We start from the raw sequence: 21,220 nt of genomic DNA, 5'->3' as shown, positions 1-21,220 counted from the left end.
AGGTGTGCCAAATGGGTGCGTGACGATCCAAATGGGGGCGTGAGGCCCGTGGGCACTGGGTTGGCGGCAATGGGGCGGGAAACAGCCCCCTCTGTTATCCAGGGTTGAATAAGCGGATTTCCGCTTATTGGATGTGGCTGATAGGCGATAAAGCGCTTATGGAAGAAAGTCTTCCCGCACCAACCCGTGTCGCTGCATCTTCTCGTTCAGCGTGCGTCGAGGCAGCTGCAGCGTTTCCATCACCGCCTTGATCTCTCCTGCATGCTGGCGCAATGCAGCACGCAGGCACTGCGCCTCGAACGCCTCCATCTGCTCTCCCAGCGACTGCCCGGCAGGCACCACTTCGATGTTCGGCGAGCCCAATCCCAAGGCATGCCGTTCCGCCGCGTTGGCCAGTTCACGCACATTGCCTGGCCAGTCATGCGACAGCAGTTGCGCCAGTTGCGCACCGCTCAGCGCTGGCGCCGCGCGCCCCAGCTTTTCGGCAGCCGCGCGGGCAAAATGCTCGAACAGCAGCGGGATGTCCTCACGCCGTTCACGCAGCGGCGCCAGGCGCAGTTCCGCCACGTTCAGGCGATAGGCCAGATCCTCGCGAAAACGCCCGGCACGGGCCTCTTCGAGCAAGTCAGGCTTGGTGGCGGCAATGATCCTCAGGTCGACGCTGATGCTCTGGTTGGCCCCCAGCCGCTCCAGCTTCTGTTCCTGGATCACCCGCAACAGCTTGGCTTGCTGGGCCAGCGGCATGCTCTCGATCTCGTCGAGGAACACGGTACCGCCGTTGGCGTATTCCAGCTTGCCGATGCGTTTGCCCTGGGCGCCGGTGAAGGCACCGCTTTCGTGGCCGAACAGTTCGGCTTCGAACAGCGCTTCGGGGATGGCCGCGCAGTTGAGTGCGACGAACGGTTTTTCGGCACGCGGGCCGAAGTCGTGCAGGCAACGCGCCACGCGCTCCTTGCCGCTACCGGTCTCGCCGCGGATCAGCACATTGACCGGCAGGCTGGCCAGGTCCAGCACCTGCCGGCGTAATTGCTGCAAACCCTGGGACATGCCCAGCAGGGTGGTTTCCAGGCGCGACTTGAGGTCGGCCTGTTCATGCAGCCGGCGGTTCTCCAGAACCAGCTGGCGTTTCTCCAGGGCGCGGCGCAGGCTGCCCAGCAGGTGCTGCGGGGTGAAGGGCTTTTCCAGGAAGTCGTAGGCACCGTTGCGCATCGCCTCGACCGCCATCGGCACATCCCCGTGGCCAGTCAGCAGGATCACCGGCAGGTCCGGGTCATCCGCCTGCAGGCGTTCGAGCAGTTGCATGCCGCCCATGCCCGGCATGCGCACATCGCTGATGATCACGCCGGCAAAGTGCGCGGGCAGCTGGGCCAGGCAGTCTTCGGCGCGGGCGAACAGCTGCACGCTGAAGCCCGACAGGCTCAGCCACTGCTCGACCGCCGTGCGGATGCTGGCTTCATCATCGACGACGATTACCGAATTCAACATACAGGCTCCAGGTCACGGGGCAGGGTCAGGCTCAACCGGGCGCCGCCCGGCAGGTTCTCGGCGAGCAACTGCCCGCCGGCTTCGACGATGATGCCATAGGAAATCGCCAGGCCCAGGCCCAGGCCTTCGCCCACCGGCTTGGTGGTGAAGAACGGGTCGAAGACCTTGGCCAGGTCCGCTTCGGCAATACCGCCGCCGGAGTCCAGCACGCTCAGGCGCCATTGCTCGTGGTCTGGTTCGATGCGGACCTCCAGGCGCTTGTAGCGTTTGTCGGCCATGGCGTCCAGGGCGTTGCGCAGCAGGTTGATCAATACCTGCTCGAGGCGGATTGCATCGCCCCGGACCCAGGCCGGGCGCGCCAGGTAAAGGGCCACCTCGACTGCTTCACTGCGAATGCGGGTGTCCAGCAGGTGCAGGGCCTGGTCAACCACGGTGGCCAGGTCGAGGCGTTCACGCAGGCCGACTGGGCTGTTGCGGGCGAAGGTCTTCAGGTGGCTGGTGAGCGCGGCCATGCGCGTGAGCATCTGCTCCAGCGGTTCGAGGGCCTTGCGCGCGTCGTCGTAGCGGCCGTGGTCGAGCAGCAGGCGCAGGGTCTCCAGTTGCATGCGTTGGGTGGTCAGCGGCTGGTTGATCTCGTGGGCCATGGCCGCCGACATCTGCCCCAGGGCAGCCAGCTTGGCCGATTGCACCAGGCCTTCCTGGGCGGTGCGCAGCTCGCGGGTGCGCTCCTCGACCTGGCGCTTGAGCTCTTCGCGGCTGCGCTGGCGCAGGCGGGCCAGGCGCAGGCGCTGGCTGACGAACAGCGCGGCGAACACCAGGCTCAGCCATACCGCCGCGGCGCCCAGTGCGGCGTTGCGACCGGCCGCTTCGACCTGCGGCTTGCGCAGCAGGTGCAAGGTCCAGTCTTCGCCTGCCAGCGGCAGGCTCTCCCAGAGGAATTCGGCGCTGCCTTCGGGGCTCTGCACGCGGCTCAGCTGACTGTTGCTGGCGAAGCGGGTAAGCACCTGATGCTGAAGCGGCACCAGCGGCTGCTTGTCGTATTGGCGGGTTTCGGCCAGCTCGGCGCGGTCGTCGCCAGTGAGTGGCTTGAGCTCGCGGTAGCGCCAGCCCTCCTGGTTGGCGATGAAGGTGATGCCACGGGCGTCACTGACCAGCAGGATGTCGTTGCCCTGGCGCCATTCGCGTTCGAGCTCAGGGAACTCCAGCTTGACCACCATGGCGCCGAGGAAGCGCCCCTGCTCATCGCTGACTGCGCTGGCCAGGAAGTAGCCCGGCACGCCGCTGGTCACGCCCACCGCGTAGAAGCGGCCACTGCCCTGGCTGCGGGTTTGCTTGAAGTAGGGGCGAAAGCCGTAGTTGGAGCCCACGTAGGTGGTCGGCAGGCGCCAGTTGCTGGCGGCCACGGCCAGCCCGGTGCGGTCGAGCAGCTCCAGGGTCGAGGAGTTGGCGGCACCGTTGATACGTTCGAGCTTGAGGTTGAGCGCGTGTTGCTTCTGCTCGCTGACCGGGCCGCGCAGGGCCTCGATCAGCTCCGGGTCCAGCGCCAGCACGGCGGGCAGGGCGCGGTAGCGATCGATCAGGGTGTGCAGGGCGTTGGCGTAAAGCCCCAGTTGCTGGCTGGCGCGGCGGGCATCGTCTTCCATGGCCTGGCGCTTGGCCTGGTGCATGGCCCAGCCGGCGCTGAGGACGGTGCCGAGCACAATCAGCAGGGTGATCAGCCCCAGACGCAGGGCGCGAAAGGAAAAGGGCATGGGCGGATCCAGATGCAGGGATATCAGATCCGGCCTCTTCACGGGTGCTGTGAAGAGGCCGGAACGGCGACCAACCTGTTACAGCAATTCGAAGCTCTTTTGTTGCACCGCCTCGGAATCCAGCCCGACCTGGACATTGAACTCGCCAGGCTCGGCCACCCGCTGCAGCTGGCCATTGTAGAACTTCAGGTCGTCCTCGCTGATGCGGAAGGTCAAGGTGCGCGATTCGCCAGGCTTGAGCATCAGTTTCTGGAAGTTCTTCAGCTCCTTGACCGGGCGGCTCATCGACGCCGAGACATCCTGCAGGTACAGCTGTACCACCGTTTCGCCTTCAAGCTTGCCGGTGTTCTTCACCGTCACATTGGCGTCCAGGGTATCGCCGCGCTTGAGGTCCTTGCTCGACAGGGTCAGGCCCGACAGCTCGAAGCTGCTGTAGCTCAGGCCATAGCCGAACGGGTACAGCGGGCCGTTGGGCTCTTCGAAGTACTGCGAGGTGTAGTTGCCCGGCTTGCCTGGGGTGAACGGCCGGCCGATGCGGGTGTGGTTGTAGTACATCGGGATCTGCCCGACCGAACGCGGGAAGGTGATCGCCAGCTTGCCCGACGGGTTGTAGTCGCCGAACAGCACGTCGGCGATGGCATTGCCGCCTTCGGTGCCGGAGAACCAGGTTTCGAGGATAGCGTCGGCCTGTTCACGCTCCCAGCCGATGGACAGCGGGCGGCCGTTCATCAGTACCAGTACCAGCGGCTTGCCGGTGGCCTTCAGCGCCTTGATCAGCTCGCGCTGGCTGGCCGGGATTTCCAGGGTGGTGCGGCTCGACGACTCGTGGGACATGCCACGCGACTCACCGACCACGGCCACCACCACATCGGACTGCTGGGCGGCCTTGACCGCTTCATCGATCAGCACCGCCGCAGGGCGTGGGTCATCGACGATTTCCGGGGCATCGAAGTTGAGGAAGTTAAGGTAGTCGAGGATCGCCTTGTCGCCGGTGACGTTGGAGCCTTTGGCATACACCAGCTTCGCCTTGCCCTCGACAGCGCGACGCAGGCCTTCGCGCACGGTGACCGAGTGCATCGGTTTACCGTCGGCGGCCCAGCTGCCCATCATGTCGATCGGGGCATCGGCCAACGGGCCGACCAGGGCGATGATGCCAGCCTTTTTCAGCGGCAGGGTCTGGTTGCGGTTTTCCAGCAGCACCAGGCTACGACGCGCGACGTCGCGGGCGGCGTCGCGGTGCAGACGGTCATCGGCGTAGTAGTCTTTCAGGTCGGTTTCGGCCTTGCCGATACGCACGTACGGGTCCTTGAACAGGCCCATGTCGTACTTGGCACCGAGCACCTCGCGCACGGCCTGGTTCAGCTCGTGCTGGGTCACTTCGCCAGACTTCAGCAGCCCTGGCAGCTCTTCGCCGTACAGGGTGTCGTTCATGCTCATGTCGATGCCGGCCTTGATCGCCAGCTTGGCGGCTTCGCGGCCGTCGCGGGCGACACCGTGGCGGATCAGTTCCTGGATGGCGCCGTGGTCGCTGATGGTCACGCCCTTGAACCCCCACTGCTTGCGCAGCAGGTCGTTCATCAGCCAGGTGTTGGAGGTGGCCGGCACGCCGTTGATCGAGTTCAGCGCCACCATTACCCCGCCCGCACCGGCGTCGAGCGCGGCGCGGTAGGGCGGCAGGTAGTCGTTGTACATCTTCGGCAGGCTCATATCGACCGTGTTGTAGTCGCGCCCGCCTTCCACTGCGCCATACAGGGCGAAGTGCTTGACGATGGCCATGATGCTGTCGGAGTTGGCCGGGCTGCTGCCCTGGAACGAGCGGACCATCACCTGGCCGATCTTTGAGGTCAGGTAGGTGTCTTCACCGAAGCCTTCACTGGTGCGGCCCCAGCGCGGGTCGCGAGCGATGTCGACCATGGGCGCGAAGGTCATGTCCAGGGCGTCGGCCGAGGCTTCGATGGCCGAGGTGCGGCCGACCTTGGCGATGGCGTCCATGTCCCAGCTGGCGGCCAGGCCCAGGCCGATCGGGAAGATGGTGCGCTCGCCGTGGATGGTGTCGTAGGCGAAGAACATCGGGATCTTCAGGCGGCTGCGCATGGCGGCATCCTGCATCGGCCGGTTCTCGGGGGCGGTGCGCGAGTTGAAGGTGCCGCCGATACGCCCGGCGGCGATTTCTTCGCGGATCTTTTCGCGCGGCATTTCCGGGCCGATGCTGATCAGGCGCAGCTGGCCGATCTTTTCCGCTTCGGTCATCTGGCTGATCAGATGGTCGATGAAAGCCTGCTTGTCCTGCAGGGGCGGGGCGGTTGGGGCGGCAAGGGCCGCCTGGCTGGCAAGGCCCATGGCCAGGCCCAGCAAAGACAGTTTCATCATCAATTCCATTGTCGAGGCCTTTGCCGTATCCACGGTGATACGCGCGCGGCCGAAGTTTTCAGGCGGCTATTGTTGTACGATTCGCCGGTAATTCATCCAGCGGCGGATTATGCCTGAATATGTCGGCTGCGGAGGAAGCCCCGAATGCCGGGACAACAACTATAAGAACGCTGAAGAGACCGAAGGCATGACTCCCCTCAATGAATACGAGCGCCGTCAGGTGGCCGAGGCCATCGCCCGCGTCGAGCGGCGCACCGATGCGCAGCTGGTGACCGTGCTGGCGCGACGGGCCGATGATTACGCTTACCTGCCGCTGTTCTGGGCTGCCGTGCTGGCGCTGGCCGTGCCTGGCCTGATGCACTGGCTGCTGGGCTGGCCCGGGATGCGTGGGCTGCTGGTAGCCAACGTGCTGCTGTTTATCGGCCTGTGCCTGCTGCTGCGCAGCCCGCGCGTGGCCGCCTGGCTGATCCCGCACGCCTTGCGCCGCTGGCGTGCTTCGCGCCTGGCGCGACAGCAATTTCGCGAGCAGAACCTGGAGGGCACGGTGGGGGCCACGGGGGTGCTGATCTTTGTCGCCGAGGCTGAGCGGCATGTGGAAATCCTGGTCGACCAGGGGATTGATCGCCATCTCGATGCGCAGGCCCGGGCCGTGATCGTTGCGCGTCTGGCCGAGCAAGTGCGCCAGGGGCGGACCTTGCAGGGTTTTCTCGACTGCATCGAGGCATGCGGCGAACGGCTGTGCGAACACGTGCCACGCACCCATGCACGCAACGAACTGCCCAACCGTCTGGTGATTCTCGACTGAAGCGGCGGCTGCAGGGTGTAGAATGCGCGGCATTGCGCAACGCGCCCCCTGTTATTCGAGGCACCCGTTTTCCATGTCCGCCAGTACTTCCGCTTCTTCCGCGCCGGATGCGCGCGCCCAGTTCCTCGACCTGCTGAGTGCCGCCCTGCACGGCAACACCCTGGTCAAGCTGGTACTGGCGCGCCATGTCGGAGCCGACCAGACCTTGCAGCGCATCATCGCCAAGCCGTTGCAGGTCAAGGGCCAGACCCAGCTGTCGCTGGTCTACCGCCACCAGACCCGTGACATCACCCGCAACCTGCCGCGGGACCAGGCCCAGGCGCTGGTCGCCGAGTTGCTGCCGGAGAGCTTCCGCAATGCCCACCTGTTCGATGCCGATGGCGAAGTGCAGCTGACCTTCAGCAAGAAAGGCAAGCCGATGCTCCAGCGCCACGGCGCCCAAGCACCACGCGAAACGGTTGCCAATACCGGCCATGACCGCGAGAAGAAACGCTACCTGGAGCTGTCGCGGCCATTCCTGCGGGACCTGGGCGTGACCGATGCCCAGGGCGCGCTGATCCCGTCGATGTCGCGCAAGTGGAAGCAGATCAACAAATTCATCGAAGTCTTCGACCACGCCCTGGCCAATGCCCCGGTACCGGCCGAGCAGCCGCTGCGTGTCGCCGACTTCGGCTCGGGCAAGGGCTACCTGACCTTCGCCATGCATGACTACCTGCGCAACACCCTGGCCCGCGAGGCGCAGGTGACCGGCGTGGAGCTGCGCCAGGACATGGTCGACCTGTGCAATGCCGCTGCTCAGCGCCTGGAACACCCGGGCCTGGAATTCCAGTGCGGCGACGTGCGCAGTGTGGTGCCCGAGGCCATCGAGGTGATGATTGCCCTGCACGCCTGCGACATCGCCACCGACTACGCCATCCACACCGGCATCCGCTGCAACGCCGCGATCATCATGTGCTCGCCGTGCTGCCACAAACAGATCCGCCCACAACTGCACAGCCCGGGGCTGCTGCAGCCGATGCTGCAATACGGGCTGCACCTGGGGCAGCAGGCCGAGATGCTGACCGACAGCCTGCGTGCGCTGTATCTGGAAGCCTGTGGTTACGAGACCAAGGTGTTCGAGTTCATCTCCCTGGAGCACACCAACAAGAACAAGATGATTCTTGCAGTGAAGCGCCGGCAGGCGGGGGATAACGCGGCCTTGCTAGAGAAGATCGAACAGCTCAAGGCGTTTTATGGGGTGCAGGAGCATTGCCTGGAGACGTTGTTGAGGGCGGATAAGCTGATCTGATGACAGCTAGGTATATTTAGCGACGAGCTGCCGGTACCTCGATAGCGAGTTCCTCAAACCCCAACGGGTGCGTACTGGCATCGAAGAAGTGCAGCGCTGTCCCGGTCATATCCCCGAACCGCTCGACAAAGTGCTGCTTCTGATTGATCACCGATGCCTCGCTCAACGGTCGGATGGCAATCGACAGATGCGTCGGCCGCGCCTGGCGAATGGCTTCGAGCAGGTGCTGGTCAGTGCCGTCCAGATGCTGCCCGAACAGGCACATGCCCTGGCTTTCCTGTGCCAGCTGCCCCAACCCCCAGGACAGATAGTCCGAGTTACGGATGGCGCGCAGTTTCTCGTCGCTGCGTTCTTCGTTGACGAACAACGGCACTTCACCCGGAATGTTCACGGCAAAGCCGTCCAGCAACTCGGCGCTGTCGGCGCTGCGCTGGCGGGTGCTGCCGTCGGGCAGCTTGAGCAGGTGCAGGCCGCCATGCAGGTGCAGCACGCGGGTGCCTTCGCAGCAGGTGCGGCGTACGTCGAAGAACCCTTGATCGTCGAACAGCGCGGCGAAGCCCTGTGGATTGTGCTGCAGGGCCCAGGGCAGGATCAGGTCGTAGTTGCTGGTATAGACGCTGCGGTATTCGCGCAAGGCCTGGTTGATCGACGCGAGGGTGGCGGCGGGCACCAGTGGCCAAGGCAGGTGCAGGGTGCGAATGGCGTGGATCAGGCCTTCCTTGATCGAGTAATAGCGGTTCAGCGGCGCGGTGGAGTTGATGGCCAGGGCGGCGTTGGCGCGCACGGTGTGGTTGAGGGTGGTCAGCACCGGCTCGAACAGCTCGGTGCCCAGCGACTTGAACAGGGCCTGGTCGCTGATCGCCAGGCCTTTCTTGCGCCCTGCGCGCTGGGCTTCCTCATACAGCGAGAAGTAGCCGAACGGTTTCCACAGCGCACGACTGGCGCCATTGCCCAGCAGCAGGGCGGTGCACGGGTGGCGCTGGTTGAGGTCTGGCCAAGAGGCGAGGCGGGCGTCGAGAGCTGGCATGGGCGGTCCGTTCGGTGGGGCGGGAAACGGCGGGGACTTTAGCATGTCATGCAAGGTGAGCGAGGGTTGCTGACTACAGTGTCGCCTTTTGTTGCCTGTTCCGCCAAACCCGATAAGCCCTTATCCCCGCCCGCACCGAGCCGAACAGCAGCTTGTCTTCCATCTCCCGCGCCATCCCCGAGCGCACCAGCATGCGCAGGAACGTGCCGCGGGCGCGGGCGATGGCGAAGTGGATGCCCTGTGCCGTCAGGGTGTCGCGCACCTCGCGCAGGGCGGCGATGCCGCTGACGTCGATGCTGCTCACCGCCTCGGCATCGAACAGTACTGCCTGGGGCTGGGCCTGGCTCTGCACGGCTTCGAGCAGGCGCATCTTGAAGTAGTCGGCGTTGAAGAACAGGATCGCGTCGTCGAAGCGGTACACCACCAGGCCCGGCACGGTACGGGCGTCCTTGTGCTTGCGGATGTCGACCTGGCCTTCGGTGCCCGGCAGCCAACCGAGCACGGCGTCGGTGGGCTGGTAGATGGTGTAGAGCAGGCGCAGGATCGCCAGGGTCACGGCAAACACGATGCCCGGCAGCACGCCCAGGCCGAGCACGCCGACCGTGGTCAGCAGGCACAGCCAGAATTCGAAGCGGCTCAGGCGCTTGATGCTGCCCAGCGACTTGATGTCGATCAGGCCCCAGCCGGCCATCAGCAGCACGGCGCCCAGCACCGCCTGCGGGATCCACGCCATCGGTGCGGTGAAGAACAGCAGGATCAGGGCGATGACCAGTGCCGCGATAATGCCGACCAGCTGGCTCTTGCCGCCGACCATGTCATTGACCGCCGTGCGCGAGTCGGCGCCGCTGATGGCGAAACCCTGAGAGATACCGGCGGCCAGGTTGCTCACGCCGAGGGCGACGAACTCATGGTTGGCATTGATCGCATAGCCGTGTCGTGCGGCGAAACTGCGGGCGGTGAGCATGGCGCTGCAGAAACTCACGGTGGCGATACCCAGGGCATCGCGCAGCAGGCTCTTGGTTTCGCCCAGGTTGCTGTGCGGCCAGGCGAGTTTGGGAATGCCGGACGGTACCGGCCCGAGAATGGCGACGCCGAAACGGTCGAGGCCCAGCAGGCCGACCAGCAAGGTGAACACTGCCACGGTCACCAGGGCGGCCGGCAGGCGCGGGTAGCGGCGCGGCAGCCAGATCAGCAGCGCCAGCCCGGCCAGGCCGATGGCCAGGGTCATCCAGTGGATCTCGTTCAGGCGCTGGAAGAAATTCACCACGCTGAGGATGAAACCGTCGCCCTCGATCCTGAACCCCACGACCTTGGACAGTTGCCCGGCAATCAGGCTCAGGCCGATGCCGTTGAGGTAACCGATCAGGATCGGGCGCGAGAAGAAGCTGGCAATGAACCCGGCGCGCGCCAGGCCGGCGACAATCAGCATCACCCCGACCAGCACGGTGACGATCACCGACAGTTCGGCGATGCGCTGCGGGTCACCCAGGGCCAGTGGCGCTACGGCACCCGCGATCATGGCGCAAGTGGCGGCGTCAGGGCCGACCATCAATTGCCGCGAACTGCCGATTAGGGCATACACCATCATCGGTAGCACGCAGGCGTACAGGCCATACTGCGGCGGCAGGCCGACGATCTGTGCATACGCGATGGCGATGGGGATCTGGATCGCCGCCACCGACAACCCGGCTTGCAGGTCGGCATGGAACCATTCGCGGCGGTAGTGCAGCAGGTTGGCAAGGCCGGGGAGCCAGCGGGAGAGAAACATGCGTCGTCCTTTCGAAATGTTTCACGGAACCATGAAGCATATGCGCCCCAAGCCGGTTCGCTTGCAAGCGAATTGAAGCGGAAGGTGGCCAACGCGGCCATGGGCCATATCAATGAAAGGGCAGAAACGAAAAAAGGAGCCTCGGGCTCCTTTTGACAGCGATGACGTTGCTGGAACGCCATGCGGGGGAATGCAATGTGTGGAGCGGGTAGAGGGAATCGAACCCTCAACTAAAGCTTGGGAAGCTTTCGTTTTGCCACTAAACTATACCCGCGTCTGCGCTGGACTTTTTACCAGAAGCCTCCCCGAATTAGAAGCCCAAGTTATAAAAAAAGCTTGTCGGCGCCCCATGACCTGCGGGTGTGGGGTAGGGACGCCGATGCGCTCAGATGGCCAATGCATGCTGCCCCTGGATGTATGGGTTACCGCGTTGACGGGACTCGCGCACGGTCGGCTTGAGGAAACCGAGCATGACATTGCGGGTGTCTTCACAGGCTGCCTTGTTTTCCATGTCGAGGAAGTGGCCAGCGTCGCGGATCACGCTGAACTGGCTGTTGCCTACATGTTTGCCGAACTCGCGTGCATCGTCGACGGTGGTGTACTCGTCGCGCTCGCCGTTGATGAACAGCACCGGGATGTCGATGTTGCGCGCGCCGTTCAATGCCCGTTGCAGGTCACGTTGCAGCACTTCGTTGATGTGGAAGTGCATCTGCGCGTACTCGTGGCTGTCCAGGCCGCTGACATGCCGGTAGTTGAAGCGCTTGAACAGCGATGGCAGGTACTTGCCGATGGTGTCGTTGACCAGGTTGCCGACCTGGTAACGATCACAGGCGGCCAGGTACCGGCAACCACGCTCCAGATAGTCGCGCATCGGTTCGTTGATCACCGGCGAGAACGAGCTGACCACCGCCTTCTTCACCCGCCGCGGCTGGTGCGCCAGCGCCAGCAGGGTGCTGGCACCGCCCCAGGAGAAGGACAGGACGTGGTCGCACTGGAAATGATCGATCAGTTCGAGGAGGATCTGCGCCTCGTCCTCCTTGCTGATCAGCCGTTCCTGGCGGTTGTGCGGCTTTGACTTGCCGGCATACGGCTGGTCGAACAGCACAACGTTGAATTGCGGGTGCAGGTTACGCACCGTCTGGGCGAACGAGGCCGTGGTGGCCAGCGACCCATTGATCAGTATGATCGTCTTCTCGGCCGCATCCGCGCGATAGAACTCCGTGTAAACCCGATACTGACCTTGGATATCAAGTACAGCGATTTCTGGCCTCATGTCATCGACTCCTGGCGCAAAAAGGGTAATCGCGTCACCTAGGGTGCACGTTCTTTATGACAGGTAGGCATTCGCCTGAATAAATCGGGGGGCCCTGTGTCGATCCTTGGCACACGTGTCGACGATATTGTTGTGGCGGGCAATCTGCCGTGCCCCAAGGCATCAGGGCTTTGGGTGGCCGGCAAAAGGTGTCATGAACTGCAGGCGTGACTGGTTGGTCACTCGCGGACTGACAAGTTAGGAGTCAAGCAGTGGGTCGGGGTTCCCGCAAGTGCCGTTTGCGCAAATTTGTGACTCGGGCCGCTCAGCGGTCGTATGCCTGTATTACGGCATTCAGACCGAGGCGATTTCTTCCGCTGTCAGGGCCCTGAATTCGCCAGGTTGCAGGCCTGGATCGAGGCGGATCGTACCCATGCTTTCGCGATGCAGGCCGACCACCTTGTTGTCGAAATGGCCGAACATGCGCTTGACCTGGTGGTAACGCCCTTCGACGATTGCCAGCCGTGCCTGCCGGGGGCCGAGGATATCGAGTTGGGCGGGCAGGGTAGTCAGGTCTTCGAAGGCGAAGTACAACCCTTCGCTGAACTTGGCGACATAGTGCGCGCCGATCTCGTCTTCGGTTTCCACCAGGTAGTGCTTGGGCAGCTTGGTGGCCGGCTGGGTCAGGCGCCGCGACCACTGGCCATCGTTGGTCAGGATCATCAGGCCGGTGGTATTGAAGTCCAGGCGCCCGGCGATGTGCAGGTCGTCGCGCAAATCGCAGGGCAGCAGGTCGAGCACGGTGCGGTGCTGCGGGTCTTGCGTGGCGCTGACGCAGCCCGTGGGTTTGTGCAGCATCAGGTAGCGTGCGGGGCGGCCGGCCTGCAGCAGTTGATCGTCCACTTCCACGCGGCTGAATTCCCGGACCTCGGCCTTGGGGTCGCTGACCACTTCATGGTCCAGGCGCACACGGCGCTGCACCAGCAGCAGGCGCACTTGCTGACGGTTGAAGCAGGGCAGGTTGGCGAGGAAGCGGTCAAGGCGCATGGCGGCAAGGCAGTCAAAGGAGGCGCGCAGTTTAGCGGTTTTCACCGATGACCGCAGTTGCATCAGCCACAAGCTGATCTTCCACGGCCGCGCAGCGCGGGCACAGGCAGGCCTTGTCGCGCAGTTCGGCAGGCAGGGCCTGGAGTACGGCGGGGTCGATGCTCACGCCGTAGCACCAGCAGGCCTGGGTAGCGCTGCGCGGGTCGGCCAGGCTGCACTGGTTGAGGGCGCCACAGGCGGGGCAGTGCTGGCTGTCATTCATGTTCGCTTCCGGGAATTTCACTGCAGACGCGGTTGCGACCGGCCTGCTTGGCACGATATAGCGCACGGTCGGCGCGGGTCAGCAGGGCGTGCAGCAAGTCACCCGGCTGCAAGGCGCTGAGGCCGATACTGGTGGTCAGGCGCAAAGGTTGATCTTCGTAGCTGAACGTCAGTTGCTCGGTACGACGACGGATCTTCTCCGCCACGTCGAATGCCTGCCGGCCTTCGGCCTCACGCAGCAGCACGATGAACTCCTCACCGCCCCAGCGGCAGAGTATATCCGACTGACGCAGGCTGCCCTGCAGCACGTTGGCGAACTGACGCAACACTTCGTCGCCTGCCAGGTGGCCATGGGTATCGTTGAGCACCTTGAAGTGATCGAGGTCGATCAGCAAGGCGACCAGCGGTGCGCACTCGCGCTTGGCCTCCTGCAGCGCGTGGGCGGCCAGCAGGTCGAAGCTGCGGCGGTTGGGCAGCCCGGTCAGGCTGTCGAGGGTGGCAAGCGCCTCGGTGCTGGCCTGGTGGCGCCTGAGCATGCCATTGAGCAGCGACAGCACCACCAGGGTGATCATCGCGCAGATCACCAGGTTCAGGTACAGCGAGTGGCGGATGTGGTCGAGGGCGCCGGTCTCGCGTTTGTCGACCAGCAGGTACCAGCCCAGCTCCGGCAATTGCCGCACATTGAGGAAATGGCTGTGACCTTTGCTGTCCTTGTACTCATGGCTGCCTTCGGCGGGGGTCGGGCGCTGCGCCAGCAAATCGCTCAGGTCGGCATTGTCGGTCAAGGATTGCCCGATCTTCAGGCCAGGGGGGCTACCCTCCGAGCCAGTCAGAATGACCTTGCCCTTGGCGTCGGTGAAGAACACCGCGCGCTGGTAGCGGCGCTGGTACTTGTCGATCAGCTTGATCACCGCGTCGACGCTCAGGCCCACCCCGGCGGCGCCGATGAAGCGCTGCTGGTAGTCCAGAACCCGGTAGTTGATGAACACCGTCAGGCTGTCCTGGTTGGCCATGTCCAGATCGACGTTGATTTCATACGGCGCTCTCATATCGCGCAGGCGGAAGTACCAGGCGTCGCGCCAGGTGTTCGGTACCACCTGTTTGAGCACGCCCTTGGCCTGGTAGTAGGTGAGGGTGCGGTCGGAAACGAAGAATGAAGTGAAGGTGTTCTGCTTGCCCATGACCTCGCCGAGAAAGCGAGTGATGCGCTGGGTGTCCTGTTCGCCCGCCAGTACCCAGTCGCGCAGGAAGGTGTCCTGGGCCATCATCGAGGCGATCAGCACCGGGCGGATCAGGTCTTTCTGGATTTCCGAGTAGACAGTATCGGAGGTCAGCGGTAGCTCGGTATTGACGATGCCGTCGCGGATCGCGCTGCGCGAGGCGAAATAGCTGATCAGCGATGTGGCGAGGAAGCCGCAGGTCAGCAACAGCAGCAGGGTGAGGATCAGCGAGCGCTGTGAAAACAGGGCGGAGCGTGAAGGCATGATCTTCCCGTGATGTGTGCCGAGGCGCTCATTCTAGTGAGATGACAGGCAAATGACTGCATGTTTTTCAGGGTTATTTCTACCTGTATCAATTTGTTGCTGAAATGGCACTGCACCTTGGCGCCGTTGTCTGATTCATTGTCGATGAACACATTTGCGTCGACGCTCGCCAGCGCCGCTGTTTGAGCACCCCAGCGGTCCAGGAGGCCGCCATGTCCTATCGAATTCTGTTGATCGCCCTGCTGGGTCTGATGACGTCTGCCTGCGCGCCTTACTACGAGGGTGGCGGCTATTCCCGTTCCGAATACTATTCGACCGATCGCTACGTAGCGCCGGGGTATTACCATTATGACCGCTACTACGCGACACCTCAGCCGCGCTACTACTACCAGCCGGCGCCCCGTTACTACCGGCCGGCACCTGCCCCCTATTACCGGCCAGGCCCTCAGCCGGGGATGAACCAGTGGCACGGCAACCCGCGTTACGACTATGGCAATCGTCAGCGCAATGACTATGGCCGTGATCGCGACCGCCATGACTATCGCGATGGCAGCCAGCGCTACCAGCATGATCGCTGGCATTCGAACAACCGCGGGGACAACGACCGCCAGTCAGATCGTGGGCGCGGAGGGGACCACAACTGGCAGCGCTGATGGTGTCATGAGCCCAAATCGGCCAATGGATGTCGCCCTTCCCACACCTTGGCAAAATGCGCCTCGACCACCGCCGCTGGCACCTGCGCCACATCCGGCCAGTGCCAGTGCGGCTGGTTGTCCTTGTCCAGCAGGCGGGCGCGCACACCTTCGCTGAATTCCGGGTGCCGGCAGCAATTGAGGCTCATGCTGTATTCCATCTGGAACACCTGGGCCAGTGACAGGTGCCGGGCACGCTGGATTTGCTCCCAGACCAGGTGTGCCGTCAGCGGGCAGCCCTCATGCAGGCGCTGACCGGCTTCGGCAAGCAGCGGATCAGTGTGATGCTTGAGGTTTTCCAGGGCGCGCCAGGCAGCAGCCGGGTCGGCCACATCGAGCAGGTCGTCGATCACCTGGCGCCGCGGCAGCCACTGCGCCGCCGGCAGCTCGGCCCAGGCGCGATGCTGTTCGGCCTTCAGCAGGCTGTTCAGCTGCAGGCTGGTTTGCTCCTGCCAGTTCAGTTGCAGCAGCTCTTCGATCAACGCCTCTTGCTGTTGCTCCCCGAAGAACCGGTCCGCCAGGTCCAGGTCGAGCGCATCGCGGGCATTGATCGGTGCCCCGGTCAGCCCGAGGAACAAACCCAGCTTGCCGGGCAGGCGGGCGAGAAACCAGCTGGCGCCTACGTCCGGGTAAAGGCCGATGCTGATTTCCGGCATGGCCAGGCGGCTGCTTGGCGTGACGATGCGCACCCCGGCGCCCTGCAGCAGCCCCATGCCGCCGCCCAGCACATGCCCGTGGCCCCAGCACAGCAGCGGTTTGGGGTAGGTATGCAAGAGGTAGTCGAGGCGGTATTCGGCGGCAAAGAAGGTGGCGGCCAGTGGCGGCACGCTGCCGGGGTGGGCCAGGCAGGCCTGGGCCAGCGCCCGTACATCGCCGCCGGCGCAAAAGGCCTTGGCACCGTTGCCACGCAATAGCACGCAGACCACTCCAGGGTCGTTGGCCCAGCTGTGCAACTGTTCGCCCAGCATTTCGATCATCGGCAGGTTGAGGGCATTGAGCGCCTTGGGGGCATCGAGGGTGGCGATGCCGATTCGGGCGCCATCGGCGCCGGTGAGTACCTCGCAATGAATGGCCATGGACTACCTCGCGCAAGTCATCTCCCAAGTATGGCCCGCATGGCCGATCATGCCGGTCTTCGGTCGGATCGATTGACAAGGGCAATTCGCTTACCTAGTGTCGCGCCATTGTTTACGGATGTCCCCATGACTGAAGACGATCGCATCAAACTCGAACCCGGCTGGAAGGCTGCACTGCGCGCCGAGTTCGACCAGCCCTACATGCACCAGTTGCGTGAGTTCCTGCGCCAGGAGTACGCAGCCGGCAAGGAGATCTACCCGCCGGGGCCGCTGATCTTCAATGCGCTCAATTCCACGCCGCTGGAGCAGGTCAAGGTGGTGATCCTCGGCCAGGACCCATACCACGGCCCGGGCCAGGCCCATGGCCTGTGCTTCTCGGTACAGCCGGGCGTGCCGGCGCCACCGTCGCTGGTCAACATCTATAAAGAGCTGCAGCGCGACCTGAACATCCCGATCGCCAGCCACGGCTACCTGCAAAGCTGGGCCGAGCAGGGTGTGTTGCTGCTCAACACGACCATGACCGTCGAGCGCGCCAATGCCGCTTCGCATGCGAAGAAGGGTTGGGAGTTCTTTACCGACCGGATCATCCAGGTGGTCAGCGAGCAGTGCCCGAACGTGGTGTTCCTGCTGTGGGGCGCGCATGCCCAAGGCAAGCAGAAGCTGATCGATGGCACCAAGCACCTGGTGCTCAAGTCGGTGCACCCGTCGCCGCTATCGGCCTATCGCGGGTTCCTTGGCTGCGGGCACTTCAGCCGCACCAACAGCTTCCTCGAACAGCGTGGCATGGCGCCGATCCACTGGGCGCTGCCGCCACTTTGAAGCCGGGCAGGGGCTGCCTGGCGGCCCCTAGTCCTGAGCCTTGATCCAATAGCGGAACAACGGCTCCGCCAGAAACAGCACCAGGATCAACCGCACCACCTGCAGCGCCGTCACCAGCGGCACCGACAGCTGCAGGGTTTCGGCCGTCAGGCTCATCTCGGCGATCCCGCCTGGCATCATCCCCAGGGTCAGCGAACGCAGGTCGAGCTCGGTCATCACGCTCAACCCCCACGCCGCGCTGCCGGCAATCGCCATGCACAGCGCCGTGGCCAGCAGCGTGCGCCCGAGAAAGGACGGCGCGCGGCGGAAGAACGCACGGTTGAAATGGCAGGCCAGGCCACTGCCGATCAGCCACTGGCCGATCTGGCTGGCACCATTGGGCAAGGCGATCTGCAGGTTGCCCGCCAGGCTCACCGACGCGGCGGCCAGCAACGGCCCGAACAGCCACGGGTTGGGCTGGCGCAGGCGTTGCCAGGCAAAACCGACCCCCACGCCGAGCGGCACGATCAGCGCCAGCCAACCCCAGCTGACACTGCCGGCGTGATTCAGCGGCACGCCGTCACCCAGCAGCAATTTGAACAGTGCCGGCACGCATAGCACCACAGCCAGCACGCGCAGGCTCTGCGCCGCCGCCACCTGGCTGAGTACCGCGCCATTGCGTGCGCCAAGGTTGACCATCTCCCCCGAACCACCGGGCATGCTGGCGAAGAAGGCCGTGGCGCGGTCTTCACCGGTACGCCGCAGCAGCCACATGCTGATCACGCTGGAAAGCGTGGTGAACAGGGCGCCGAAGAAGATCAGCGCGAAGTGGCTGGCGACCTGCTCGATCACCGCTGGAGTGAAGTGCAAGCCGATACCGATGCCGATGATGCATTGCCCGCACTTGCGGCCATTGGGGATTTCCGACAACTGCCAGGGCGTCAGGCAGCGCACCAGGATGATCGCCAGCAACGCGCCGACCATCCACGGCAAAGGCCAGCCGACCTTGCTGGCGGCAAAACCGCCAGCAAGGCCGACCAGCCCGGTTGCGACAAACAGCGGCAGTGGCCGATCAGGCATCCGCCAAGGCCCGGCGCTGCAGGCTGCGTTTGCGCCAGATGCGCAGCAGTGGCAGGGTCAGCATGCACAGGGTCAGCACCCACACCGACATGCTGATGGTGCTCGACCAGAGGATGCCCAGCTCACCGTTGGAAATCGACAGTGCCCGGCGCAGGTTCTGCTCCATCAGGCCGCCGAGGATGAAACCGAGCAGGATCGGCGACAGCGGGAAGTCCAGCTTGCGCAGGATGTAGCCCATGATGCCGATGCCGACCATCAGGAACAGGTCGAAGGTAGTGGCATGCACGGCATAGACGCCGATCCCGGTGATGATCGCAATTACCGGTACCAACGCCCAGTTCGGCACGGCGAGAATGCGGGTGAAGATGCGGATCATCGGGATGTTCAGGACCACCAGCATGATGTTGGCGATGAACAGCGAGGCGATCAGGCCCCAGACGATGTCCGGCTGCTGTTCGAACAGCAATGGGCCTGGGGTGATGTTGTACAGGGTCAGCGCGCCGATCATCACCGCGGTGGTGCCCGAACCGGGGACGCCGAGGGTCAGCATTGGCACCAGGGCGCCACAGCAGGAAGCACCGATGGCGGTTTCCGGGGCAGCCAGGCCGCGGGCGTCACCTTTGCCGAACTTGCCTTTTTCACCGGCGATGCGTTTCTCGGTCATGTAGGCCACGGCGCTGGCCAGGGTCGCGCCGGCCCCAGGCAGCACGCCCATGATGAAGCCCAACAGGCCGCAGCGGATGTTGACCACGAACACGGAGGCCGCTTCCTTGAAGTTGAACAGCATGCGCCCGGTGGCTTTCACCGCCTGGTGGCCATGGTGGGTCTTCTCCAGCAGCAGGAGGATCTCGCTGATCGAGAACAGGCCCAGTACCAGCACCACGAACTGGATGCCGTCGGCCAGGTGCACGCTGTCACCGGTGAAGCGGTATACGCCGCTGTTGGCGTCGATGCCGACCGCCGACAGGAACAGGCCGATCAGGGCGGCGATGAAGGTCTTCAGTGGCTTGTCGCCGGCCATGCCGCCAAGGGCGACGATGGCGAACACCATCAGCACGAAGTATTCCGCGGGGCCGAAGGCAATCGCCCATTTTGCCAGCAGCGGGGCGAACAGCACCATGCCGCAGGTAGCGATGAACGCGCCAATGAACGAGCTCCACGCCGACAGCGACAAAGCCACGCCGGCCAAGCCCTGGCGCGCCATCGGGTAGCCGTCGAGGGTGGTCATCACGGTCGAGGCTTCGCCCGGAATGTTCAGCAGGATCGAGCTGATCCGCCCGCCGTATTCGCAGCCCAGGTACACCGCGGCCAGCAGGATCAGCGCCGACTCCGGTGGCAGGCCAAGGGCGAAGGCGATCGGGATCAGCAGGGCCACGCCGTTGATCGGGCCCAGGCCCGGCAGCAGGCCGACCACGGTGCCGATCAGCGTGCCCGCCAGGGCGGTGACCAGGTTGTAGGGGGACAGGGCGACGCCGAAGCCCTGGCCCAGGTAGCTCAAGGTATCCATATGTCAGTTCTCCAGTACGCTCAGCAGGCCGAGGGGCAGGGGCACGTCCATGACGCGGTCGAACAGCCAGTAGAGGAACACGCTCATGCCCACCACCACGAGGGCGCTGTGCAGCCAGCGGCCGCCGTACAGCCGGGCCATGGGGATACCGACCAGGATGGCGCTGAGGATGAAGCCCAAGGGTTCGAACGTGCCGGCGAAGACGATCAGCAAGCCGACGCAGACGGCGATCTTGATCAGGGTTTCGCGGTCCAGTTCGGGTTCGTCGTCCTTGCGCACGATGGGCGTGGGACGGATCGCCAGGTACAGCAGGCCCAGGCCCATCAGGCCGAGCATCAGCAGTGGGTAGGCGCGTGGCCCCACCGGTTCGTAGGAAAACGCGGCCTGGTAGGGCCAGGCCATCACGGCCAGGGCGGCGCACACCGCCAGCAGGGCCAGGGCGAAGATGCGTTGCAGGATCATCAAAGAGTCCTCGTTGGGCGCGTGCCCTGGGGGTGCGGGCACGCCCGCTCCCACAGGGATCGGTGAAAGGTCGGGGGCTTACTGGATCAGGCCGAATTCCTTGGCCAGTGCCTTGTACTCAGTCACCTGCTTCTTCACATAGCCGTCCAGCTCGGCGCCGGTCATGGCGAACGGGAACAGCTCGCGCTGGTCACGCAGCTTGGCGAAGTCTTCCGAAGCCAGCATCTTGTCGAACGATTCTTTCCACCAGGCGTAGTCTTCGTCGCTCACCTTCGGCCCCAGGTAGAAGCCGCGTACCACCGGCCAGACGATGTCGTAGCCCTGTTCCTTGGCGGTAGGGATGTCCTTCATTTCCGGCTCGTCCAGGCGGTTTTCCGCGAACACCGCGAGGATGCGCATGTTGCCGCTCTGGATGTGCGGCATGGAGTCGGAGATGTCGGTGGAGCCAACCTGGATGTGCCCGCCCAGCAGCGCGGTGGCGATCTCGCCGCCGCCTTCCAGGGCCACGTAGCGCAGGTCGCGCGGGTTGATGCCGGCGGCCTTGGCGATCAGTGCGGTCTGCATCCAGTCCTGGCTGCCGACGGTGCCACCGGAGCCGATCACCACCTTGCTCGGGTCTTTCTTCAGGGCGGCGACCAGGTCGTCGAGGGTCTTGTAGGGCGAATCACTCTTCACCGCGATGGCGCCGTAGCTGGTGCCGACCGCGGCCAGCCATTTCACCGCGTTTTCATCGAAACGGCCGAACTTGCCCTGGGCCAGGTTCAGCAGCGAGCCGCTGGACCAGGCCACCAGGGTGCCGGCGTCGGCCGGGCGCTGGGCGACCACGGCGTTATAGGCCACTGCACCGACACCGCCGGGCATGTAGGTCACGCGCATCGGCTTGCTGAGGATCTTCTCCTGCACCAGGGCGCTCTGCACCAGTTTGCAGGTCAGGTCGAAGCCACCGCCGGGCGAGGCCGGGGCGATGCATTCAGGGCGTTTCGGTTCGGCAGCGAGGGCATTGCCGGCCAGCAGCAGGCAGCCGGTGGCGAGGACGAGGCGGCGCAGTGAAAAGGTCATCGAATGTC

General features: G+C 64.3%; 18 protein-coding genes and 1 tRNA gene. 4 read left to right on the top strand and 15 right to left on the bottom strand.

Annotated elements, in window-relative coordinates; translation table 11 throughout:
• Positions 1-156: 156 nt before the first annotated feature.
• The 3 genes from F6X59_RS03650 to bglX form a co-directional block, all read right to left on the bottom strand.
• Positions 157-1,485 (bottom strand): sigma-54 dependent transcriptional regulator, encoded by a 1,329-nt coding sequence (locus tag F6X59_RS03650; RefSeq protein WP_152954623.1) that lies wholly within the window; start codon positions 1,483-1,485, stop codon positions 157-159.
• Entirely contained in the window at positions 1,479-3,236 is a 1,758-nt protein-coding gene (locus F6X59_RS03645) for an ATP-binding protein (RefSeq protein ID WP_152954620.1), read from the bottom strand. The genes F6X59_RS03650 and F6X59_RS03645 overlap by 7 nt, the downstream gene beginning before the upstream one ends.
• 78 nt (positions 3,237-3,314) lie before the next feature.
• Positions 3,315-5,606, bottom strand: a complete 2,292-nt coding sequence (bglX, locus tag F6X59_RS03640) for a beta-glucosidase BglX (RefSeq protein WP_152954618.1) — start codon at positions 5,604-5,606, stop codon at positions 3,315-3,317.
• Between the two features lie 187 nt (positions 5,607-5,793).
• Here bglX and F6X59_RS03635 point away from each other — a divergent pair, with 187 nt between their 5' ends.
• Both F6X59_RS03635 and F6X59_RS03630 read left to right on the top strand, forming a co-directional pair.
• Entirely contained in the window at positions 5,794-6,411 is a 618-nt protein-coding gene (locus tag F6X59_RS03635; protein ID WP_152954616.1) for a TPM domain-containing protein, read from the top strand.
• Positions 6,412-6,484: 73 nt separating this feature from the next.
• The gene (locus tag F6X59_RS03630) at positions 6,485-7,699 is read left to right on the top strand and encodes an SAM-dependent methyltransferase (RefSeq protein WP_152954614.1); all 1,215 of its coding nucleotides are present in this window, start codon (positions 6,485-6,487) and stop codon (positions 7,697-7,699) included.
• A 16-nt stretch (positions 7,700-7,715) separates the two neighbouring features.
• Here the strand turns inward: F6X59_RS03630 and F6X59_RS03625 are convergent, their stop codons facing one another.
• From F6X59_RS03625 to F6X59_RS03595, 7 genes are all read right to left on the bottom strand, one after another.
• On the bottom strand, positions 7,716-8,726 hold the full coding sequence (locus tag F6X59_RS03625) for a DUF4917 family protein (RefSeq protein ID WP_152954612.1): 1,011 nt from the start codon (positions 8,724-8,726) through the stop codon (positions 7,716-7,718).
• Positions 8,727-8,799: 73 nt separating this feature from the next.
• On the bottom strand, positions 8,800-10,494 hold the full coding sequence (locus F6X59_RS03620) for a SulP family inorganic anion transporter (protein ID WP_152954610.1): 1,695 nt from the start codon (positions 10,492-10,494) through the stop codon (positions 8,800-8,802).
• Between the two features lie 200 nt (positions 10,495-10,694).
• Positions 10,695-10,768 (bottom strand) — tRNA-Gly (locus F6X59_RS03615).
• Positions 10,769-10,879: 111 nt separating this feature from the next.
• Complete coding sequence (locus tag F6X59_RS03610; protein ID WP_152954608.1) at positions 10,880-11,767, bottom strand: alpha/beta fold hydrolase; 888 nt, start codon at positions 11,765-11,767, stop codon at positions 10,880-10,882.
• Positions 11,768-12,100: 333 nt separating this feature from the next.
• Positions 12,101-12,793: a pseudouridine synthase gene (locus tag F6X59_RS03605; protein WP_152954897.1), complete on the bottom strand. Its 693-nt coding sequence runs from the start codon at positions 12,791-12,793 to the stop codon at positions 12,101-12,103.
• A 31-nt stretch (positions 12,794-12,824) separates the two neighbouring features.
• Entirely contained in the window at positions 12,825-13,055 is a 231-nt protein-coding gene (locus tag F6X59_RS03600) for a cysteine-rich CWC family protein (protein ID WP_152954607.1), read from the bottom strand.
• Positions 13,048-14,538 carry a sensor domain-containing diguanylate cyclase gene (locus tag F6X59_RS03595; protein WP_152954605.1) on the bottom strand — a complete coding sequence of 497 codons (1,491 nt, stop codon included), beginning with the start codon at positions 14,536-14,538 and terminating at the stop codon, positions 13,048-13,050. Before F6X59_RS03595 ends, F6X59_RS03600 begins: the two co-directional genes overlap by 8 nt.
• 212 nt (positions 14,539-14,750) lie before the next feature.
• Here F6X59_RS03595 and F6X59_RS03590 point away from each other — a divergent pair, with 212 nt between their 5' ends.
• On the top strand, positions 14,751-15,191 hold the full coding sequence (locus F6X59_RS03590; RefSeq protein ID WP_152954602.1) for a hypothetical protein: 441 nt from the start codon (positions 14,751-14,753) through the stop codon (positions 15,189-15,191).
• Positions 15,192-15,196: 5 nt separating this feature from the next.
• On the opposite strand, the gene F6X59_RS03585 is transcribed toward F6X59_RS03590, so the two are convergent.
• Positions 15,197-16,306 carry an enoyl-CoA hydratase/isomerase family protein gene (locus F6X59_RS03585; RefSeq protein ID WP_152954600.1) on the bottom strand — a complete coding sequence of 370 codons (1,110 nt, stop codon included), beginning with the start codon at positions 16,304-16,306 and terminating at the stop codon, positions 15,197-15,199.
• Positions 16,307-16,432: 126 nt separating this feature from the next.
• On the opposite strand from F6X59_RS03585, the gene ung reads away from it, so the two are divergent.
• Positions 16,433-17,125, top strand: coding sequence for a uracil-DNA glycosylase (gene ung / locus F6X59_RS03580; protein ID WP_152954598.1), 693 nt, complete (start codon positions 16,433-16,435; stop codon positions 17,123-17,125).
• Between the two features lie 27 nt (positions 17,126-17,152).
• Here ung and F6X59_RS03575 read toward each other — a convergent pair whose 3' ends face one another.
• The 4 genes from F6X59_RS03575 to F6X59_RS03560 form a co-directional block, all read right to left on the bottom strand.
• Entirely contained in the window at positions 17,153-18,184 is a 1,032-nt protein-coding gene (locus F6X59_RS03575; protein WP_152954596.1) for an AbrB family transcriptional regulator, read from the bottom strand.
• Positions 18,177-19,691, bottom strand: coding sequence for a tripartite tricarboxylate transporter permease (locus F6X59_RS03570; RefSeq protein WP_152954594.1), 1,515 nt, complete (start codon positions 19,689-19,691; stop codon positions 18,177-18,179). The genes F6X59_RS03575 and F6X59_RS03570 overlap by 8 nt, the downstream gene beginning before the upstream one ends.
• Positions 19,692-19,694: 3 nt before the next feature.
• A complete protein-coding gene (locus tag F6X59_RS03565; RefSeq protein ID WP_152954593.1) occupies positions 19,695-20,153 on the bottom strand; it encodes a tripartite tricarboxylate transporter TctB family protein in 459 nt (152 codons plus the stop codon).
• Between the two features lie 78 nt (positions 20,154-20,231).
• Complete coding sequence (locus F6X59_RS03560; RefSeq protein WP_152954591.1) at positions 20,232-21,212, bottom strand: tripartite tricarboxylate transporter substrate binding protein; 981 nt, start codon at positions 21,210-21,212, stop codon at positions 20,232-20,234.
• Positions 21,213-21,220: the final 8 nt, after the last annotated feature.

It is taken from the genome of Pseudomonas sp. MN1F (assembly GCF_009391885.1).
Lineage (GTDB): Bacteria > Pseudomonadota > Gammaproteobacteria > Pseudomonadales > Pseudomonadaceae > Aquipseudomonas.
This window is presented reverse-complemented; position numbering and strand designations above follow the sequence as displayed.

What these genes read in the sequence shown, in the direction of transcription:
- F6X59_RS03650 (WP_152954623.1), bottom strand. Translation starts at nt 1,485, where the DNA reads ATGTTGAATTCGGTAATCGTCGTCGATGATGAAGCCAGCATCCGCACG.
- F6X59_RS03645 (WP_152954620.1), bottom strand. Translation starts at nt 3,236, where the DNA reads ATGCCCTTTTCCTTTCGCGCCCTGCGTCTGGGGCTGATCACCCTGCTG.
- bglX (WP_152954618.1), bottom strand. Translation starts at nt 5,606, where the DNA reads ATGATGAAACTGTCTTTGCTGGGCCTGGCCATGGGCCTTGCCAGCCAG.
- F6X59_RS03635 (WP_152954616.1), top strand. Translation starts at nt 5,794, where the DNA reads ATGACTCCCCTCAATGAATACGAGCGCCGTCAGGTGGCCGAGGCCATC.
- F6X59_RS03630 (WP_152954614.1), top strand. Translation starts at nt 6,485, where the DNA reads ATGTCCGCCAGTACTTCCGCTTCTTCCGCGCCGGATGCGCGCGCCCAG.
- F6X59_RS03625 (WP_152954612.1), bottom strand. Translation starts at nt 8,726, where the DNA reads ATGCCAGCTCTCGACGCCCGCCTCGCCTCTTGGCCAGACCTCAACCAG.
- F6X59_RS03620 (WP_152954610.1), bottom strand. Translation starts at nt 10,494, where the DNA reads ATGTTTCTCTCCCGCTGGCTCCCCGGCCTTGCCAACCTGCTGCACTAC.
- F6X59_RS03610 (WP_152954608.1), bottom strand. Translation starts at nt 11,767, where the DNA reads ATGAGGCCAGAAATCGCTGTACTTGATATCCAAGGTCAGTATCGGGTT.
- F6X59_RS03605 (WP_152954897.1), bottom strand. Translation starts at nt 12,793, where the DNA reads ATGCGCCTTGACCGCTTCCTCGCCAACCTGCCCTGCTTCAACCGTCAG.
- F6X59_RS03600 (WP_152954607.1), bottom strand. Translation starts at nt 13,055, where the DNA reads ATGAATGACAGCCAGCACTGCCCCGCCTGTGGCGCCCTCAACCAGTGC.
- F6X59_RS03595 (WP_152954605.1), bottom strand. Translation starts at nt 14,538, where the DNA reads ATGCCTTCACGCTCCGCCCTGTTTTCACAGCGCTCGCTGATCCTCACC.
- F6X59_RS03590 (WP_152954602.1), top strand. Translation starts at nt 14,751, where the DNA reads ATGTCCTATCGAATTCTGTTGATCGCCCTGCTGGGTCTGATGACGTCT.
- F6X59_RS03585 (WP_152954600.1), bottom strand. Translation starts at nt 16,306, where the DNA reads ATGGCCATTCATTGCGAGGTACTCACCGGCGCCGATGGCGCCCGAATC.
- ung (WP_152954598.1), top strand. Translation starts at nt 16,433, where the DNA reads ATGACTGAAGACGATCGCATCAAACTCGAACCCGGCTGGAAGGCTGCA.
- F6X59_RS03575 (WP_152954596.1), bottom strand. Translation starts at nt 18,184, where the DNA reads ATGCCTGATCGGCCACTGCCGCTGTTTGTCGCAACCGGGCTGGTCGGC.
- F6X59_RS03570 (WP_152954594.1), bottom strand. Translation starts at nt 19,691, where the DNA reads ATGGATACCTTGAGCTACCTGGGCCAGGGCTTCGGCGTCGCCCTGTCC.
- F6X59_RS03565 (WP_152954593.1), bottom strand. Translation starts at nt 20,153, where the DNA reads ATGATCCTGCAACGCATCTTCGCCCTGGCCCTGCTGGCGGTGTGCGCC.
- F6X59_RS03560 (WP_152954591.1), bottom strand. Translation starts at nt 21,212, where the DNA reads ATGACCTTTTCACTGCGCCGCCTCGTCCTCGCCACCGGCTGCCTGCTG.